This is a genomic window from Streptomyces zagrosensis (assembly GCF_014203645.1).
GTDB classification, from domain to species: domain Bacteria; phylum Actinomycetota; class Actinomycetes; order Streptomycetales; family Streptomycetaceae; genus Streptomyces; species Streptomyces zagrosensis.
Genome location: NZ_JACHJL010000018.1, coordinates 120,719 through 141,030, shown reverse-complemented (window position 1 = coordinate 141,030; position 20,312 = coordinate 120,719). Strand labels below are relative to the sequence as shown.

General features: G+C 68.6%; 3 protein-coding genes. All 3 read left to right on the top strand.

Annotated features, from left to right (window positions below):
• Positions 1 to 408 precede the first annotated feature (408 nt).
• The 3 genes from FHS42_RS27975 (at position 409) to FHS42_RS27965 (ending at position 20,305) form a co-directional block, all read left to right on the top strand.
• Positions 409 to 1,182: an AfsR/SARP family transcriptional regulator gene (locus FHS42_RS27975; RefSeq protein ID WP_184576786.1), complete on the top strand. Its 774-nt coding sequence runs from the start codon at positions 409 to 411 to the stop codon at positions 1,180 to 1,182.
• A 544-nt stretch (positions 1,183 to 1,726) separates the two neighbouring features.
• Positions 1,727 to 9,754 carry a type I polyketide synthase gene (locus FHS42_RS27970; protein WP_184576784.1) on the top strand — a complete coding sequence of 2,676 codons (8,028 nt, stop codon included), beginning with the start codon at positions 1,727 to 1,729 and terminating at the stop codon, positions 9,752 to 9,754.
• A 63-nt stretch (positions 9,755 to 9,817) separates the two neighbouring features.
• Entirely contained in the window at positions 9,818 to 20,305 is a 10,488-nt protein-coding gene (locus FHS42_RS27965) for a type I polyketide synthase (protein WP_446696886.1), read from the top strand.
• The last annotated feature ends 7 nt before the right edge of the window (positions 20,306 to 20,312 follow it).

The window sequence follows — 20,312 nt, the reverse complement described above, 5'->3', positions numbered from 1 at the left end:
GTCCGCCGGCGAATAGGAGATTTTATTCAGAGATTAATGTTTCGATCGACTGAACGTTGTTCGTCAAGGGCGGTTAAGGGCTGCGAAGAAACACACACCGGTGGTTTGCGCAGCCGACGGAGCCTGAGCACAACCGTCCGCCTGCACCGAGAGAATGCCAACAGCTTGATAAAAGTGCTGGCCAGCAGCATGCACGGCTGCACTCCCCGGCTAGCCATCGCGCCCCAGTGACCGCCCCATATCAGTCGATGCGCGGCAAATCCAGTCCTTCACTTTCGCGTATGGGCAAGTACGCTGTCATTGCTCGTGTAAGAACCCGTGACCACACCTATCGGAGTTACCGCTTCCGCGTTCCGTCGCAACGTTCTATCGGCACATTCGGGGGTCTCGTCGACCATGGGTTATCCAGTGAATTTCAATGTCCTTGGTCCGGTCGGTGTAAGCGTTCACGACAAACAAGTAAGTCTCGGTTCGGCTCGGCAGCGCGCTGTTTTGTCTGCCCTGCTTCTCACGCCGGGCCAGCCGGTGACACCGGAGCAACTCACCGAGGCCGTCTGGCCGCGCAGGGCACCTGATGCGGCGATGGCGAATTTGCATAGCTATGTGTCTAACCTCCGGCGCACGCTGGAGCCGGACCGACCGCCACGCGGCCGGGATAATGTCCTGCGGCGCGAGGCGGCCGGCTACGTTCTTGCGGTCGAACCGGAGAGCATCGACGCGGTGCGCTTCGAGCGGCTGATGCAAGAGGGCCGGCGACTGCTGGTGGCCGGCATGCCCCGCAAGGCGAGCCGGCCGCTGGAGCGGGCGCTCGCGCTATGGCGCGGCGGTGCTCATCCGGAGGTCAGCGATTACACGCTAGGTGCTCAAGTAGCCGCACGGTTTGAGGAGCTGTGGTTACTTGCGTTGGAGAGCTACTGGGAAGCCGAGCTGGCGGAGGCCAGCGACACTTCGGTGATTGCCGCCGAGCTATCCGCCCTCAGCTTCAGGTTCCCCACCCGCGAGCGCTTTAGCTGGCTGCTGATGAAGGCGCTGTGGCACTCGGACCGTCGCGCCGAGGCAATCGACACGTACCACCGCACGCGGCGAACCCTGGCGGACGAGTACGGCATCGATCCCGGCGAACAGCTACAGAAGCTGTTCCGGCGGATTCTGTGCGGCGACCTGATGACCGAACGTCGCTGACCGAACCGCAGGTCGCGCATTTGTGAGGCACGCGCCGCCCGGACAGACCGCACCTGATGGGCGGCGCGAAGCCGATGACGGGCCCAGGACGGACAGCAGGAACGTGTCATGGGCATGCCCGCGACCAGCAAGCCGTCGGAGCGCTGGGGTGTTCGCGTACGACCCGTCATGCGAACACTCCAAGATGCCGCCAAGACGGCTCCAAGAGTGCCGTGGCAAGGTGCTGATCAGCGCGCGGGGCAGGCCCGGAAATCGACGGGGTCAGTGCCCTGCCCTTCGCGCGGGGACGAATCGATCGCCGTGGGCACAGGGGGGCGATGAAACGGGGGCAGGGCCCGGGTAGCCGGGCACCTGACGGGGGATCAGGCCAGTCCTACGCGGCCGGCGGCTCGCGCCGTGCGGCCGGCCCGGTGACGAGTCGCCGCCCGCTTCGCTCACGGAAATCCATGTGCACACGAGCCATCACCTTGACCGGTGGACCGGACGGTGAGACGAGTCGATGAGGAAGCCCGTGCCCCAGCCAAGCCATCAAACCGACCCAGTCGTGATCGTCGGAGTTGCGACCTGCCAGGAGTCCTGTGACGCGCTCGCCACGGGCGATGACTCCGCATTCTTCGACCTCCCGTCCGCGGCGGCAGCGGTGCCGTGCGCTGACCGGTCGCTGGCGCTGCGGCTCGCCTGGACCGCGCTGGAGGATGGCGGGATCGTTCCCGGCACGCTCGCCGGCGGCAGTAGGGCCGGGGTCTTCCTCAGTGCTTCCCCCAGCGGGCTCGCGGAACAGGTCGCCAGTGTCCTGCGGCTGGACGGCGAGCACGCCACTCTCAATGCGGCCGACCAGCCGGACTCCGCGGGCCTGACCCAGTCCGCGGTGCGAGCGGCCGTGGCACTCGCCGCCGACCACTTGCGGCGCGGCGACGTCGATCTCGCTATCGCCGGCGCTGTCGGCACGGACGCCGCCGGCACGAGCGGTGTCGTCCTCGTACTCCGACGCCACTCCCAGGCGGTGCGGGACGGGGGCCGGATGCACGGCGTACTGACCATGGACACAACGATGGTCACCGACGCCACCATCGCGTCCAAGGCGCCGGTCACCACGGACGGCGTCCTCGCCCTCGTCGGCGCGGGCCCAGCACCGGCCCTCGCCCCATCCGGTGGATCAACGGCCGACACCTCGGCGGCACGCAGCGACGACGTACCGCTCTTCACCGCGCCCGTAGCCCCCTTGGTGCTCTCCGGACACACGGATGCGGCCCTTCGGGCCAGCGCCAGGGCTCTGTACGAACTGGTCCAGACGGACCCCGCACTCGATGTCGCGGACCTCGGGCTGTCGCTGGCGACCACCCGATCGGTGTTCGCACGGCGAGCCGTTGTGCTCGCCGGCGACCGCGAGGACGCCCTGCACGGGCTGCGCGCGGTGGCTGAGGGGGCGTTCGCCCCGATGGTCATCCGCGCTGCCGTCCACGACGGTGACGGCGAGAGCGAGCAAGGCACGCAACGGCGCCCGGTCTTCGTCTTCCCGGGGCAGGGAACGCAGTGGCAGGGGATGGCCCTGGACTTGCTGGAATCCTCAGAGGTCTTCCGGCAGCACATGCGTGCCTGCGCGGATGCGCTGGAACCCCACGTCCCCTGGTCACTGCACGACGTGCTGCGTGGTGCGTCGGGCGCGCCCGCGATGGAGGCCGTGGACGTCGTCCAGCCCGTCTTGTTCGCCGTCATGGTCTCGCTCAGCGAACTGTGGCGCGCGTGCGGCCTGGAACCCGGCGCCGTGGTGGGCGCCAGTCTGGGCGAGATCGCCGCCGCCCAGGTCACCGGGGCACTCACGCTGGAGGACGCCGCCCAGGTGGTGGCGCTGTGGAGCCAGGCTCAGGCGGGCGCCATTGGCCAGGGCGACCTGGCCTCCGCCCTGCTGACCCGCGAGGAGTTGGCGGCACGGCTGGGGCGATGGGGCGATCGGCTGCATGTCGCGGGCACCAACGGCCCGCTCTCCGTGCTGTTCAGCGGCGATCGCGACGCCGTGGACGAACTCCTGGGCGAGCTGTCGGACGACGGCGTACGCGCAAGGAAGCTGGGCAACGACCTCGCGGCGCACTCACCGACCCTGCGACTCGACAGCGAGCGCCTCATCGACGGTCTTGCCGCGATCACCTCCCGCGCGTCGTCGGTCCCCTTCTACTCGTCGCTGACCGGCGGGCTCGTGGACACCACCGAGCTCGACGGTGCGTACTGGCACCACAACATCACCCGGGAAATTCGGTTTGAACAGGCCACGCGAGCCCTACTCGCCAACGGCTACCGAACTTTCCTGGAGGTGAGCCCGCACCCCGTTCTCCTCGGCGGAGTACAGGAAACCCTGGAGGACTGCGGGCTGAGCAGTCACGCCACCGTGGCCGCCACCCTGCGACGCGACCAGCCCGGCGTGGCCGCCCTCCTCACATCAATGGCGGAACTGCACGTGCGCGGAGTGACAGTGGACTGGGGCGCCGTCTTCCGGGGCTCGGGCGCCCGGCGCGTGGAACTGCCCACGTACCCCTTCGGCGCGGACGCAACCGACGCCACGACCGGGTCCGATACGGCCGCTGGCGACGGGCCCACCGCCTCGCTGCGCCGCCGGCTTGCTGGACGCACCGGCCACGAGCAGCACGCATGGCTGACGGAGCTGGTGTGCTCCCAGGTCATCGCACTGCGCGGGCTGCGGGCCATGGACGACAACGATGCGCGGCGACCGTTCAAGGACCTCGGTGTCGATTCGATGACCGCCGTTGAGGTACGCAACCGGCTGGTGGAAGCGACCGGGTTACCGTTGCCGATGACGCTGCTCTTCGACCACCCGACCGTCAACGCCGTCGTCGGTCAATTGCAGAGCGTCCTGCTCGCGCCGGAGGCCACAGCGTTCGAAGAACCGGCCGCAACCGCCCCGGGAACCGACGACGAGCCGATCGCCATCATCGCGATGAGTTGCCGGCTTCCCGGTGACGTCAGCACGCCGGACGGTCTGTGGAAACTGGTGGCGGACGGTACGGACGCCATCTCCTCCTTCCCCACGAACCGGGGTTGGGACGTGGAGGCCCTGTACGACACCGATCCGGACCGCCCCGGCACGACGTACACCCGCGAAGGCGGTTTCCTGCACGACGCCGACCTGTTCGACGCGGACTTCTTCACCATTGGTCCGCGGGAAGCGTTGGCGATGGACCCGCAACAACGGCTGCTCCTGGAGGCGTCCTGGGAGGCGTTCGAGCGCGCGGGCATCGACCCGGCCGCGCTGCGCGGCAGCCCGAGCGGGGTGTTTATCGGCGCGATGACGCAGGACTACGGCGAGCGCATGCACGAGGCATCCGAAAGCGCCAAGGGCCATGTGCTGACCGGCAACACCGTCAGCGTGCTGTCTGGACGCCTGTCGTACGTGTTCGGGTTAGCGGGCCCCGCGATCACCATCGACACGGCGTGCTCCTCGTCGCTGGTCGCTCTGCACCTGGCCGTGCAATCCCTACGCCGCGGTGAATCCACCATGGCCCTAGCCGGAGGCGCCGCCATCATGGCCGCCCCCGGCATGTTCGTCGAATTCAGCCGCCAACGCGGCCTCGCCCCAGACGGCCGCTGCAAAGCCTTCGCCGCCTCAGCAGACGGCACCGGCTGGGGCGAAGGCATCGGCGTACTCCTCCTCGAACGACTCTCCGACGCCCAACGCAACGGCCACCACATACTCGCCCTCGTACGCGGCTCCGCGATCAATCAGGACGGGGCATCCAACGGACTCACCGCGCCGAGCGGACCGGCCCAGCAGCGCGTCATCCGCCAAGCCCTGGCCGACGCACGACTGACCGGGGACCAGATCGACGCCGTAGAAGCGCACGGCACCGGCACCCGCCTCGGCGACCCCATCGAGGCCCAGGCCCTGCTGGCCACCTACGGGCGGCATCGGGCGGCGGGCAACGAGCCGCTGTGGCTAGGTTCGCTGAAGTCGAACATTGGCCACACGCAGGCCGCCGCGGGCGTCGCCGGGGTCATCAAAATGGTGCAGGCCATGCGGCACGGCGTACTACCGCGCACGCTGCACGTCGATGATCCCTCGGCGCACGTGGACTGGTCGTCCGACACCGTACGGCTTCTCACCGAGCAACAGGACTGGCCCGATATGGGACGCCCGCGCCGAGCCGCCGTCTCCTCCTTTGGCATTAGCGGCACCAACGCCCACGTCATCCTGGAAGAAGCCCCCCAACCGGCACCCGCACCGGAGTCAGAGGTGGCTGCTGAGACGGGGCCGGGGGTTGCGGTCGGTACGACCGTCGAGCCCGAAGCTTCGGTCACTCCCGTGGTGATTTCCGCGCGGGACCGGCACGCGCTCCAAGCCCAGGCGCAACAACTGGCCACGTACGTGGAAGACCACCCAGAAGCAGACCTCTACGACGTCGCTGACACGCTGCTGACGGCCAGGGCCACGTTCGAACACCGCGCCATCATCCTCGCCGAAAACCGCGCGCATCTGATCACCGAACTGCACGCCCTCGCCAACGGACACGACACCCCCCACACCGTCACCGGCCACGCCAACCACACCAAACCCGTCTTCGTCTTCCCCGGCCAGGGCTCCCAATGGACCGGCATGGCCACCGGGCTCCTCGACACCTCCGCCGTCTTCCGCGAATCCATAGCCGAATGTGAAAGCGCCCTCGCCCCGTACGTGGACTGGTCACTGACCGAAGCCCTGCGTAGTGAGCAACCACTAGAACGCGTAGACATCGTCCAACCCGCCCTCTTCGCCGTCATGGTCTCCCTCGCACGACTATGGCGCTCCCTAGGCGTTCACCCCACCGCCGTCATCGGCCACTCCCAAGGTGAAGTCGCCGCAGCCGTCACCGCCGGAGCCCTCACCCTCCACGACGGCGCCCGCATCACCGCACTCCGCAGCCAAGCCATCCACACCACCCTCACCGGCCACGGCACCATGGCCTCACTCCCCCTCACCACACACGACACCACCCAACTCCTCACACAGTGGCAAGACCGCCTCCACATCGCCGCCCACAACGGACCCCACACCACCGTCATCGCCGGCGAAACCACCGCAATCCAAGAACTCCTCACCCACTGCGAACAACACAACATCCGCGCACGACGCATCAACGTCAACTACGCATCGCATAGCCCCTACGTCGAAGCCATCCAACAACAACTCGCCCAAGACCTCGCCGACATCGCACCCACCACCAGTGACATCCCCTTCTACTCCACCGTCACCGGCACCCAACTCGACACCACACAACTCACCGCCCACTACTGGTACACCAACCTCCGCCAACCCGTCCTCCTCACCAACGCCACCACCACCGCACTCAACAACCACCACACCACCTACATCGAAATCAGCCCCCACCCCATCCTCACCCCCAGCATCGAAGACACCCTCGACAACCACACCAACACCGGCACCGGCACCGGCACCGGCACGACGAACAACACCACCCCCACCGCCACCATCACCAGCACCCTGCGCCGCGACCAAGGCAACTGGACCCAACTCCTCACCAACGCCGCCCAAATCGCCGTCCACGGCACCCCCGTCAACTGGACCACCCTCCATGGCAACGGACCACGACGCCAACTAGACCTCCCCACCTACCCCTTCCAACGACGGCGCTACTGGCTGGTCGCCTCCACCACGCCCGCCACCCCGCACACCACTGAACACCCCTTCCTCCACACTCACACCACCCTTGCCACCACCCACGACACCCTCTTCACCGGACACATCTCCACCCACACCCACCCCTGGCTCACCCACCACGCACTATGGAACACCCCACTCCTCCCCGGCACCGCACTCCTCGAACTCGCCCTCCACACCGCACACCACACCGGACTCCACCACCTCGAAGAGCTCACCCTCCACACCCCACTCCTCCTCCCCCACAACCAACCCCTCCACATCCAAATCCACATCGGCACCCCCAACACCACCGGACAACACCCCCTCACCATCCACTCCACCCCCCACACCAACCCACAGGGAGCGGACGACGGTGGATGGGTCGAGCACGCGGTGGGGGTCGTCACAGCGAAAAGCCCTCGGCTGCACCAGGACGGCGACGATCCATGGCCAGCTCAGGGCCTGGCGCTCGCCCCGGCTGATGCCCTCTACGAGCGGCTCGCCGATGTTGGCTTCGACTACGGTCCCGCGTTCCAGGGCTTGCGGTCGCAGGGCCGGTTGGGTGCTGACGTCGTCGCGGAGGTCCAGCTACCCGAGCCGCAGCACGATGACGCCGACCGCTTCGATATCCACCCGGCTTTGCTGGACGCGGCACTGCACGCGGCCCTCCTCGAAGGTGCGGACCAGGTACGGCTTCCCTTTTCCTTCAGCGGGGTGACCCTGCACGCCACTGGCGCCACCGCCCTACGCGTACGGCTGACTCCGACCGGGCCGGACACGGTCTCCCTCGTGGCGACCGATGGCGAGGGGCTCCGGGTCATCTCGATTGACACGCTGACGCTGCGCGCGGTGACTCCGGAGCAGTTCCGCGCCTCCACCAACCGGCTGAATGACCCGCTGTACCAGCTGGAGTGGGCCCCGCCGCCCATCGACGGTGCGCCTTCGGCGAGTGCTGAGCGGCCGGTACTGGTCGGTTCGGCCGCACGTCTTCCCGACCTTGCGGATGCGGCCCCGGCGAGCGCGGGTCCCGACCTCGGCGCGCTGATCGCTGCGGTGGCCGCCGGTGGCCCCGTGCCGGAGACCGTGCTGGTGCCCTGTCTGCCGGCGGCCGGGGCGTCGGACGCGGAGGGCCTGGCCGCCTCCGCGCACGCGGCGGTTCTCCGTGCGCTGGAGCTCGTACGGTCCTGGCTGGCGGAGGAGCGGCTCGCGTCCTCCCGGCTGGTGCTGCTCACCCGCGGCGCGGTGGCCGTACTCGGCAGCGAAGACGTGGCGGACCTGGCGCACGCGCCACTGTGGGGCCTGGTCAGGAGCGCACAGTCCGAGCATCCCGGTCGCCTGGTGCTGGCCGACCTGGACGACAGCGCCGACTCGTACCGAACCGTGCTTCGTGCGCTCACCCCGGGAGCGATGGAGGAGCCGCAACTCGCTGTGCGCGCAGGGCAGGTACTCGTGCCTCGGCTGGCCAGGGCCGCCCACGCCGCCGAGGACAGCGTGAGCCCGTTCGATGGCACCGGCACGGTCCTCATTACCGGAGGGACGGGCCTGCTCGGCGGCATGCTCGCCCGCCACCTGGTCACCGAACACGGCGTGCGCAGCCTGCTGCTGCTCAGCCGCCGGGGCCCGGATGCCGAGGGGGCGGGGCAACTCCGTGGGGAGCTGGAGCAGCTAGGCGCGAAGGTCACCGTGGTCGCGTGTGACACGGCAGACCGGGCGGCCCTGGCGGCGGCTCTCACCGCCGTGCCGTCCGAGCACCCGCTGACCGGCGTGGTGCACACGGCCGGCGTGCTCGATGACGGCGTGATCGCCTCATTGACACCCGAGCGGGTCGCGACGGTGTTGCGGCCGAAGGTCGATGCCGCGTGGAATCTGCACGAGCTGACGCGCTCGTACGAGCTACGAGCCTTCGTGCTCTACTCCTCGGCCGCTGGCACCCTCGGCCAGGCGGGGCAGGCAAGTTACGCGGCGGCCAACGCGTTCTTGGACGCTTTGGCGCAGCACCGTCGCAGCGAGGGTCTGCCCGGCCTCGCGCTCGCTTGGGGGCTGTGGGCCGAGGCGGGCGGAATGACCGGCCACCTCGCCGAGGCGGATCTGCGTCGGTTGGGCCGTACGGGCCTGTCGCGCATGCCGTCCGAACAGGGGCTCGCACTGTTCGATGCGGCAATGCGGACGGAAGCGGGGGCGCAGATCGCGACCGTGGCGACGGCGAGTGGCGGCGGGTCGCAGGCCGGGCGGGCCATGCTCGTACCCGCGGTACTGGACTTCGCCACCCTGCGCGCACAGCCCGATATCCCGGCGCTGCTTCGGGGCCTGATGCGCCCCGCGCCCCGCGCGACGCGGCGAGTAGCTGAGGCGCCCGACGCGGCGATGGTCCAGCAGCAGTTCGCGGGCCTGGCGCCCGGCGAGCGTCGGCAGGCCCTGCTCGACCTCGTACGGACCCACGTCGCGACCGTGCTGGGCCATCCCACGCTGGATCTCATCGACCCCTCGCGCGGGTTCCTCGACCTCGGTGTCGATTCACTCACCGCGCTCGATCTCCGCAACCGACTTGGCGCGGCAATCGGCCAGCGGCTGCCCGCCACCCTCATCTTCAACTTCCCCACCCCCGTGGCCATGGCGCGCTTCCTTGAGGCTGAACTCTTCCCCGGGGAGAGCCTCGCGGGGCCCAGCGCCGGCACGAGCGGCGAGGCAGGCACGACCGAGGCCGAAGACGGTACCGACGAGGCGGAGTTCCGCCGAGCCCTGGCCGCGATTCCCCTGCTCCGCTTCCAGGAAGCCGGGCTGACGCAGACCTTGCTACGCCTCGCCGAAGCCGAAACCGAAGGCGAGAACCAGCACGACGCCGCGCACCCGGCAAAGGAGCCGGGCAGCGCACTGGACGCGATGAACCTGGACGATCTGATCCGAGTGGCCCTCGGTGACAACTGACCGCTCTTTCCCCGAGGTTCGGAGTTATCGATGACCACATCGAGTGAAGAAGTCGTCAAGGCGTTGCGTGCCTCCCTCAAGGAGGTCGAGTCCCTGCGGCAGCGCAATCACGCGCTGAGCACAGCGGCCTCCGAGCCAATCGCCATCGTCGGCATGGCGTGCCGATACCCCGGGGACGTCACGTCACCCGAGGAACTGTGGCAGCTGGTGGCGAGCGGGAGTGATGCCATTTCTGACTTCCCGCAGGACCGCGGCTGGGATGTCGAGGACCTCTACGACCCAGACCCGGACGCCATCGGCAAGAGTTACACCCGCTCGGGCGGCTTTCTGCGGGACGCCGCCGCGTTCGACCCCGAGTTCTTCGGCATCAGCCCACGCGAGGCGACGGCCATGCACCCCCAGCAGCGGCAGCTGCTTGAGGTTTCGTGGGAGGCGCTGGAACGCGCCGGAATCGACCCCACGTCGGTGCAGGGCAGCCGTACGGGGGTGTTCGCCGGCGTGATGCACCAGGACTATGCCGCCGCGATGGACGCGACGCCGGACGACCTTGAGGGCTACCTGATGACGGGCAGCCTGGGCAGCGTCGTGTCAGGCCGCATCGCCTACGCCCTCGGCCTGGAGGGCCCCGCCGTAACGGTGGATACGGCATGCTCGTCGTCGCTGGTCGCTCTGCACCTGGCGGGCCAGTCGCTGCGGGGCGGCGAGTGCTCCATGGCGCTCGTCGGCGGTGTCACGGTGATGACCTCGCCGATCGGATTCGTGGACTTCAGCCGCCAACGGGGCCTCGCCCCCGATGGCCGTTGCAAGGCCTTCGCCGCTTCGGCCGATGGGACCGGCTGGGGCGAGGGCGTCGGCGTCCTGGTGCTGGAACGCCTCTCGGATGCTCGGCGCAGCAACCACCATGTACTCGCCGTGCTACGCGGCTCGGCGATCAACCAGGATGGCAGCAGCAGCGGCTTCTCGGCGCCCAACGGCCCGGCGCAGGAGCGCGCCATCACGCAGGCTCTCAAGAACGCGCGGCTCTCCGCTGACGACATCGACGCGGTGGAGGCGCACGGTACGGGCACCACGCTCGGTGACCCCATCGAGGCAGAGGCGTTGCTGGCCACCTACGGGCGGCGGGCGGCGGGTAACGAGCCGCTGTGGCTGGGTTCGCTGAAGTCGAACATCGGCCACACACAGGCCGCGGCAGGTGTCGGCGGGGTCATCAAAATGATCCTCGCCCTGCAACACCGCACCCTGCCCAAAACGCTGCACATCGACCAGCCCACCCCCCACGTTGACTGGACCACCAGCACCGTACGGCTTCTCACCGAGCAGCAAGACTGGCCCGATATGGGGCGCCCGCGCCGAGCCGCCGTCTCCTCCTTTGGCATCAGCGGCACCAACGCCCACGTCATCCTCGAAGAAGCCCCACAACCGGCACCCGCACCGGAGTCAGAGGTGGCTGCTGAGACGGGGCCGGGGGTTGCGGTCGGTACGACCGTCGAGCCCGAAGCTTCGGTCATTCCAGTGGTGCTCTCCGCACGCGACCGGCACGCACTCCAAGCCCAAGCACAGCAACTGGCCACCTACATCGAAGACCACCCCGAAGCGGGCCTCGCCGACATAGCTGGCACGCTCCTGGCTGGCAGGGCCACGTTCGAACACCGCGCCATCATCCTCGCCGAAAACCGCGGCCACCTCGTTACTGAACTGCACGCGCTAGCCAACGGACACGACAGCCCCCACATCGTCACGGGACACGCCAACCACACCAAACCCGTGTTCGTCTTTCCCGGCCAGGGCTCTCAATGGACCGGCATGGCCACCGGGCTCCTTGATACCTCCGCCGTATTTCGTGAATCCATAGCTGAGTGTGAGAGCGCCCTCGCCCCGTATGTGGACTGGTCACTGACCGAAGCCCTGCGTAGTGAGCAACCACTAGAACGCGTAGACATCGTCCAACCCGCCCTGTTCGCCGTCATGGTCTCCCTCGCACGCTTGTGGCGCTCCCTCGGCGTTCACCCCACCGCCGTCATCGGCCACTCCCAAGGCGAAGTCGCCGCAGCCGTCACCGCCGGAGCCCTCACCCTCCACGACGGCGCCCGCATCACCGCACTCCGCAGCCAAGCCATCCACACCACCCTCACCGGCCACGGCACCATGGCCTCACTCCCCCTCACCACACAACAAACCACCCAACTCCTCACACAGTGGCACAACCGCCTGCACATCGCCGCCCACAACGGACCCCACACCACCGTCATCGCCGGCGAAACCACCGCAATCCAAGAACTCCTCACCCACTGCGAACAACACGACATCCGCGCACGACGCATCAACGTCAACTACGCATCACACACTCCCTACGTCGAAGCGATCCAGCACCAACTCGCTTTGGATCTAGCCGATATCGCACCCACCGCCAGTGACATCCCCTTCTACTCCACCGTCACCGGCACCCAACTCGACACCACACAACTCACCGCCCACTACTGGTACACCAACCTCCGCCAACCCGTCCTCCTCACCAACGCCACCACCACCGCACTCAACAACCACCACACCACCTACATCGAAATCAGCCCCCACCCCATCCTCACCCCCAGCATCGAAGACACCCTCGACAACCACACCGGCACCATCGACCCCACCAACACCGGCACCGGCACCGGCACCACAAACAACACCACCCCCACCGCCACCATCACCGGCACCCTCCGCCGCGACCAAGGCAACTGGACCCAACTCCTCACCAACGCCGCCCAAATCGCCGTCCACGGCACCCCCGTCAACTGGACCACCCTCCTCCCGTGCCCCACCACCCACCAGCATCAACCCAACCTCCCCACCTATCCATTCCAGCATCAGCACCTCTGGATTGAAGACGAGGGAACCGAGAAGGACAGGTCCAGCGCGGCGTCGCTGAGCGGGCCGGACGCGGGGTTCTGGGCGGCAGTTGAGGGAGAGGACGTCACCGCGCTGGCGGAGACGCTTCAGGTGGAGGACGAGGCCCAGCGTTCGTCGCTGTCTTCGCTGCTACCGACGCTGTCGTCCTGGCGTAAGCAGAGCCGTGGCCGCCTCGCCGTCGATGGCTGGCGCTACGGCATCGCCTGGAAGCCGGTGGCACGAACCACGCCTGCCCCGCTGACCGGGGCGTGGCTTGTCGTGGTGCCGGCCGGGTACGACGCGGACCCATGGGTCGCCGAGGCGCACCGCATGCTCGGAGCTCAGGGCGTACGGGTCGTACCGGTGGAGCTGACCGAGCCCGACACCGACCGTGTGGCCCTCGGCGCGCGACTGGGTGACGTACTCGCTGAGGTGCGAGATGCGGAAGCAGGGCGTGAGCCGGCGGGGGTGCTGTCGTTCCTGGCGCTGGACGCCCTGCCGCACTCGCGGTACGGCACGCTCACGACCGGCGTGGCCTTGACGCTGACCTTGGTGCAGGCGCTGAACGACTTGGGGGTGCGGGCGCCGTTGTGGAGCGCCACTCGGGGTGCGGTGTCCGCGGGGCCGGCCGACGCTCCGGCGGACCCGGTGCAGGCGCAGGTCTGGGGGCTGGGGCGGGTGGTCGCCCTCGAACATCCGGGGCTGTGGGGCGGGTTGATCGACCTGCCGCAGATGCCGGATACACGGGCTGTTGCCCTGCTGCACCAGACGTTGTCCAGTTCGGCGGGCGAGGATCAGGTGGCGGTGCGTGCTGGGGGCCTGGTAGCCCGGCGCATGGTGAGCGCCGCGCTCGGTGACGCCCAGCGATCTCGCCGCTGGCGTCCGCGGGGCACGGTCCTGGTCACCGGCGGTACGGGGAGCCTTGCGCCGCGGCTCGCGGACTGGCTGGCCACTCAGGGCGCCGAGCATCTGGTGCTGGTCAGCCGGTCAGGGCCGGAGGCGCCCGGCGCCGCGGAGTTGGCGGCGGATCTCGATCGGCGCGGCGTCGCTGTGACCGTCGCGGCGTGCGACGTGGCCGACCGCGACGCGGTGGCGGCGCTGCTCGGCAAGCTGCGGGAGGATGGCCATACCGTTCGGGCCGTCCTGCACACCGCCGCCTTCATCGAGCTCGCGCCCGTGGATGCAACGACGCTGCAAAGCCTCGACTCGGTGCTGGCTGCCAAGGTGGACGGCACTGCCCATCTCGCGGAACTGCTCGACCCCGACACGCTGGACGCCTTCGTTCTCTTCTCCTCCATCGCCGGGTTCTGGGGCAGCGGGGACCACGCCGCGTACGCGGCAGCGAACGCGGCGCTGGACGCCCTGGCCGAACAAGGCCGGGCCCGCGGACTGCCAATGACATCGGTGGCCTGGGGCGTGTGGGAAGACGCCCTGTCCACCTGGAAGAACCTCGACGGCGTGGACGTCGAGGAGACGCGGGCGCGGGTTAGCCGGCAGGGCCTGCCGCTGATGCGGTCCGAACTGGCCGTCGCGGCCCTCCAGCAGGCGCTCGATCACGAGGACACCTTCGTTGCGGTCGCCGAAATCGCCTGGGAGCGCTTCGTCCCCCTCTTCACCTCGATGCGGCCGAGCCGGCTGCTCGACGAACTGCCAGCGGCCCGACAGCTTCTGGAGCGGGCCCGCGCCACCTCGTCCGGCTCGTCCACCTCGGACACCAGCGTCGCGTCGGAACTCCGCGACCGGCTGGTCGAGTTGTCCGAGCCGGATCAGCACCTGCTGCTGATCGACCTGGTCACCACGCACGCCGTCGCGGTCCTGGGGCACAGCACGTCGGAGCCGATCCGCCCGGAGCGGGCCTTCAAGGACACCGGGTTCGATTCCCTGACGTCCGTGGCCTTACGCAACCGGCTGGCCGAGGCGACCGGCCTCCGGTTGCCGGCGACGCTGGCCTTCGATTATCCGACACCCCACTCGCTGACGGCTCATCTGCGCGAGCTGATGGTGGAGCCATCGGCGGCACTGGGCACGGGGACGACCGCGGTTGCTGAGTTGGCGCCGATGGCCTCGGAGGCGGCCACGGACGACGACATGATCGCCATCGTCGGCATGGCCTGCCGCTTCCCCGGCGACGTCAGTAGCCCCGACGACATGTGGAAGCTACTCAAGAACGGCGGCGACGCCGTCTCGGAACCGCCGTCCGACCGCGGCTGGGACCTCACCGGCCCTCTCGATACAGGCGCCGACAGCGACGGCACCGACCACCGGCGCGTACTGGAGGGTGGTTTCCTGCGGGACGTCGCCGGTTTCGACGCCTCGTTCTTCGGCATCGGTCCGCGTGAGGCGCTGGCCATGGACCCCCAGCAGCGGCTACTCCTGGAAACGTCCTGGGAGACGTTCGAGCGGGCGGGCATCGACCCCGCCACGCTGCGTGGCAGCCGCACCGGGGCCTTCGTCGGGGCGATGGCACACGCGTACGGGCCCCGGGCGAGTGAGGCGCCGGCCGCGGTTCAGGACTACATCATCACGGGCGGCGTCACGAGTGTGATCTCGGGCCGGCTGGCCTACACGTTCGGTCTCGAAGGTCCGGCCATCACGGTGGACACGGCATGCTCGTCATCGCTGGTCGCCCTGCATCTGGCCGTCCGGTCGCTACGGGCCGGTGAGTGCTCCATGGCGCTCGCGGGCGGTGCGGTGGTGATGCCCACACCGGACGTCTTCATCGGCTTCAGCCGGATGGGGGCTCTCTCCGAGAGCGGTCGCTGCAAGGCGTTCTCTGATGAGGCTGACGGCTTCGGCCTGTCCGAAGGCGCGGGCGTGGTGCTGCTCGAACGGCTCTCCGATGCCCGGCGCAATGGACACCAGGTACTCGCCGTCGTACGCGGCTCGGCGATCAACCAGGACGGCGCCTCCAACGGGCTCGCCGCCCCCAACGGGCCCTCACAGCAGCGCGTTATCCGCCAGGCCCTGGCCGATGCCCGGCTGACCGGGGACCAGATTGACGCAGTGGAGGCGCATGGCACCGGCACCCGCCTCGGTGACCCCATCGAGGCACAGGCGCTGCTCGCCACCTACGGCCAGAACCGCCCCGCCGACCGGCCCCTGTGGCTCGGGGCGGTGAAGTCCAACATCGGCCATACGCAGGCCGCGGCAGGCGTGGCCGGGGTCATCAAGATGGTGCTGGCTCTCCAGCACGACACGCTCCCCAAGACGCTGCACGTGTCCGAGCCGACCACGCACGTGGACTGGTCAGCGGGCGCGATCGAGCTGCTGACCGAGGAGCGCGCCTGGGCGCGCAGTGACCACGGGCTCCGGCGGGCCGCCGTCTCCGCCTTTGGCATCAGCGGCACCAACGCCCACGTCATCATCGAAGAAGCCCCACAACCGGCACCCGCACCAGAACCGGAGGCGGTCCTGGATACGGAGGGCACGGAGAGCGACGCCACCGTCGAGACCGGACCTTCGGTCGTTCCGGTGGTGCTCTCCGCGCGGGACCGGCACGCGCTCCAAGCCCAAGCACAGCAGCTGGCCACCTACGTCGAAGACCACCCCGAAGCGGGCCTCGCCGACGTCGCTGGCACGCTCCTGGCTGGCAGGGCCACGTTCGAACACCGCGCCATCATCCTCGCCGAAAACCGCGCGCATCTGATCACCGAACTGCACGCGCTAGCCAACGGACACGACACCCCCCACACCGTCACCGGCCACGCCAACCACACCAAACCCGTCTTCGTCTTCCCCGGCCAGGGCTCCCAATGGACCGGCATGGCCACCGGGCTCCTCGACACCTCCGCCGTCTTCCGCGAATCCATAGCCGAATGTGAAAGCGCCCTCGCCCCGTACGTGGACTGGTCACTAACCGAAGCCCTGCGTAGTGAGCAACCACTAGAACGCGTAGACATCGTCCAACCCGCCCTCTTCGCCGTCATGGTCTCCCTCGCACGACTATGGCGCTCCCTCGGCGTTCACCCCACCGCCGTCATCGGCCACTCACAGGGTGAAGTCGCCGCAGCCGTCACCGCCGGAGCCCTCACCCTCCACGACGGCGCCCGCATCACCGCACTCCGCAGCCAAGCCATCCACACCACCCTCACCGGCCACGGCACCATGGCCTCACTCACCCTCACCACACACGACACCACACAACTCCTCACACAGTGGCACAACCGCCTCCACATCGCCGCCCACAACGGACCCCACACCACCGTCATCGCCGGCGAAACCACCGCAATCCAAGAACTCCTCACCCACTGCGAACAACACAACATCCGCGCACGACGCATCAACGTCAACTACGCATCGCATAGCCCCTACGTCGAAGCCATCCAACAACAACTCGCCCAAGACCTCGCCGGCATCACCCCCACCGCCAGTGACATCCCCTTCTACTCCACCGTCACCGGCACCCAACTCGACACCACACAACTCACCGCCGACTACTGGTACACCAACCTCCGCCAACCCGTCCTCCTCACCAACGCCACCACCACCGCACTCAACAACCACCACACCACCTACATCGAAATCAGCCCCCACCCCATCCTCACCAACGCCCTCCAAGAAACCACCGAAGAAACACACCACCAAGCCACCATCACCGGCACCCTCCACCGCGACCAAGGCAACTGGACTCGCCTCCTCACCAACGCCGCGCACCTCCACACCAACGGCACCCCGGTGAACTGGACCGCGCTATACGGAGTCGGCCCCCACCATCACCTAGACCTCCCCACCTACCCCTTCCAACGCCAACCCTTCTGGTTGGCCGCCCCCACGACTCCCGCCACCCCGCACACCACTGAACACCCCCTCCTCCACACTCACACCACCCTTGCCACCACCCACGACACCCTCTTCACCGGACACATCTCCACCAACACCCACCCCTGGCTCACCCACCACGCACTATGGAACACCCCACTCCTCCCCGGCACCGCACTCCTCGAACTCGCCCTCCACACCGCACACCACACCGGACTCCACCACCTCGAAGAACTCACCCTCCACACCCCACTCCTCCTCCCCCACAACCAACCCCTCCACATCCAAATCCACATCGGCACCCCCAACACCACCGGACAACACCCCCTCACCATCCACTCCACCCCCCACACCAACCCACAGGCGGATGAGCCAATCTGGACGTGCCACGCCACGGGGGCTCTGACGGCGGACGCCGCGGAACCAGGTTGGGTAGCGGAGTCCGTCTGGCCACCAGCCGATGCGGTTCCGGTCGAGATCGATGGGCTCTACCCGCGGTTGGCCGAGGACGGGCTCGTGTACGGGCCGGCGTTCCAGGGTCTGCACGCCGCCTGGCGGCGCGGCGCGGAGGTCTTCGCGGAGGTCCGGCTGCCCCAGGCCCAGCACGCTGACGCCGGTCGCTTCGATCTTCACCCCGCATTGCTGGACGCGGCTTTGCACAGCACCTTGCTGGACGGCGCGGAACAGGTCGTGTTGCCGTTCTCCTTCAGCGGGGTGACCTTGCACGCCACTGGCGCCACCGCCCTACGCGTACGGCTGACTCCGACCGGGCCGGACACGATGGCCCTCGCGGTGGCCGACGAGGCCGGGGAACCGGTGGCTACGGTCACGTCGCTGGCCGTACGGCCGGTGAATCAGCAGCAGTTGCAGACCGCGGCTCGCGATAACGTGGCGGACTCGCTGTTCCATCTGGCGTGGACCGAGTTGGCCCCCGGCTCCGTGACGGTGAGCGAGACTGCCCGTTACGCCGTGGTGGGCCGTGATGACCTCGAAGTGGGTTCGGCCCTGGCGAAGGCCGGTGTCGCTGTGCAGGCCCATCCGACGCTGTCCGCGCTCGCGGCGGCCATTAGCGCCGGCACGACCGTGCCCGAGGCCGTGGTCGTTCCGTGGCCGGTGCCGCACGGTACGGAGAGCCGTACGGCTGATGCGGCCCATGACGCGGTGACGCGGGTGCTCAGTCTGCTCCGGGAGTGGGTGAGCGATGACAGGTTCGGTGCGGCGCGGCTGGTTCTGCTGACCAGCGGGGCGGTGAGCACCACGCCCGATGCCAGCGGTAGGACAGGGGCGGCCAGTGCGACGACGGGCGAGGGCGTAACGAATCTAGCGGCGGCTGCCGCGTGTGGTGCGGTGCGGTCCGCGCAGGCGGAGCACCCCGGCCGGTTCGCTTTGGTGGACCTGGATGCGGACGCCGCCGGCTGGCGTCACGCGCTGCCGGGCGTGCTGTCCGGGTCCGAGCCTCAGTACGCGGTTCGCGGTGGGCGGGTATGGGTGCCGAGGTTGGCGCGCAGTCGTCCCTCGCCGGCGGCCGACGCCCCGGTGCTTGACCCCGAGGGCACGGTGTTGATCACTGGTGGTACCGGCACCCTAGGCGCCCTCGTAGCACGCCACCTCATCACCCACCACGGCGTACGCCACCTCCTCCTCCTAGGACGCCGCGGACCACACGCACCCGGCGCCACCACACTCCACAACGAACTCACCCAACTCGGCGCCACCGTCACCATCACCGCCTGCGACACCTCCAACCTCAACCAACTCACCACCACCCTCAACACCATCCCCACCCAACACCCCCTCACCGGCATCATCCACACCGCCGGCACCCTCAACGACGCCCTCCTCACCAACCTCACCCCCCAACAAACCAACGACGTACTCCAACCCAAAATCAACACCGCGTGGCACCTCCACGAACTCACCAAGGACGCCAAGCCCGCCATGTTCGTGATGTTTTCGGCCGCCGGGGGGGTGCTGGGTAACGCCGGTCAGGCCAACTACGCGGCGGCCAACGGGTATCTGGATGCTCTGGCGGACCACCGCCGGGCGCTGGGGCTGCCCGCTGTGTCGATGGCATGGGGGCTGTGGTCGGCGGTCAGCGAGATGACCGGTGGGCTGGACGAGGCGGATCTGTCACGGATGCGACGGGCTGGTGTGCTGCCCCTGTCCACAAAGGACGGCCTGGCGCTCTTCGACCTTGCCCTTGGGCAGGAGCACGCTTTGGTGCTTCCGGTCCGCCTTGACCTGGCGGCGCTGCGCGGCGAGTCCAGTGCGCAGCCGCCTCTGTTGCGAGGTCTGCTCGGTGGTGCTCCGCTGCGCAGCGTGCGGGCTGCCGCCTCGTCGGGTGCGCTCGGCGGCGTAGGAGACACCAAGGAGCCCGCCGGAAGTCTGGTGTTCGATGGCCTTTCGGACGCCGAACGGGCTCACAAACTCCTGGAGTTGGTCCGCTCGCAGGCTGCCACGGTGCTGGGCTACGCCACGCCGGACGCGATCAGTGACGAGCGTGGGTTCCTCGACGCGGGCTATGACTCGCTCCGCGCGGTGGAGCTGCGTAACCGGCTGAACGCAGCGACCGGCCTGCGGCTTTCCGCGACCTTGGTCTTTGACCATCCCACCCCGGTGGAGGTGGCGGCCCACCTCGGCGAGTTGCTGCGGGCAAGGGAGCGGCCGGCCGCGAGCACGGTGTTCGCCCAACTCGACGGCCTGGAGGCCGGTCTGTTGGAGGTGGCCGCCGACGCCCCGGCGCGTGAACGGCTCACCACCCGGCTGCGCGGGCTGCTGGCGCGAGTGGAGGGCGCGGAAACGGCAGCCGACGCGGGCGGTGGTCCCGGCGGGGAGCAGTCAGGCCGGGAGAGCGATGAGTTCGGTGACGTAACCCTCGACGAGATCCTCGACATCGTTGACGACGAACTGCGCAGGTCCTGACATGAAC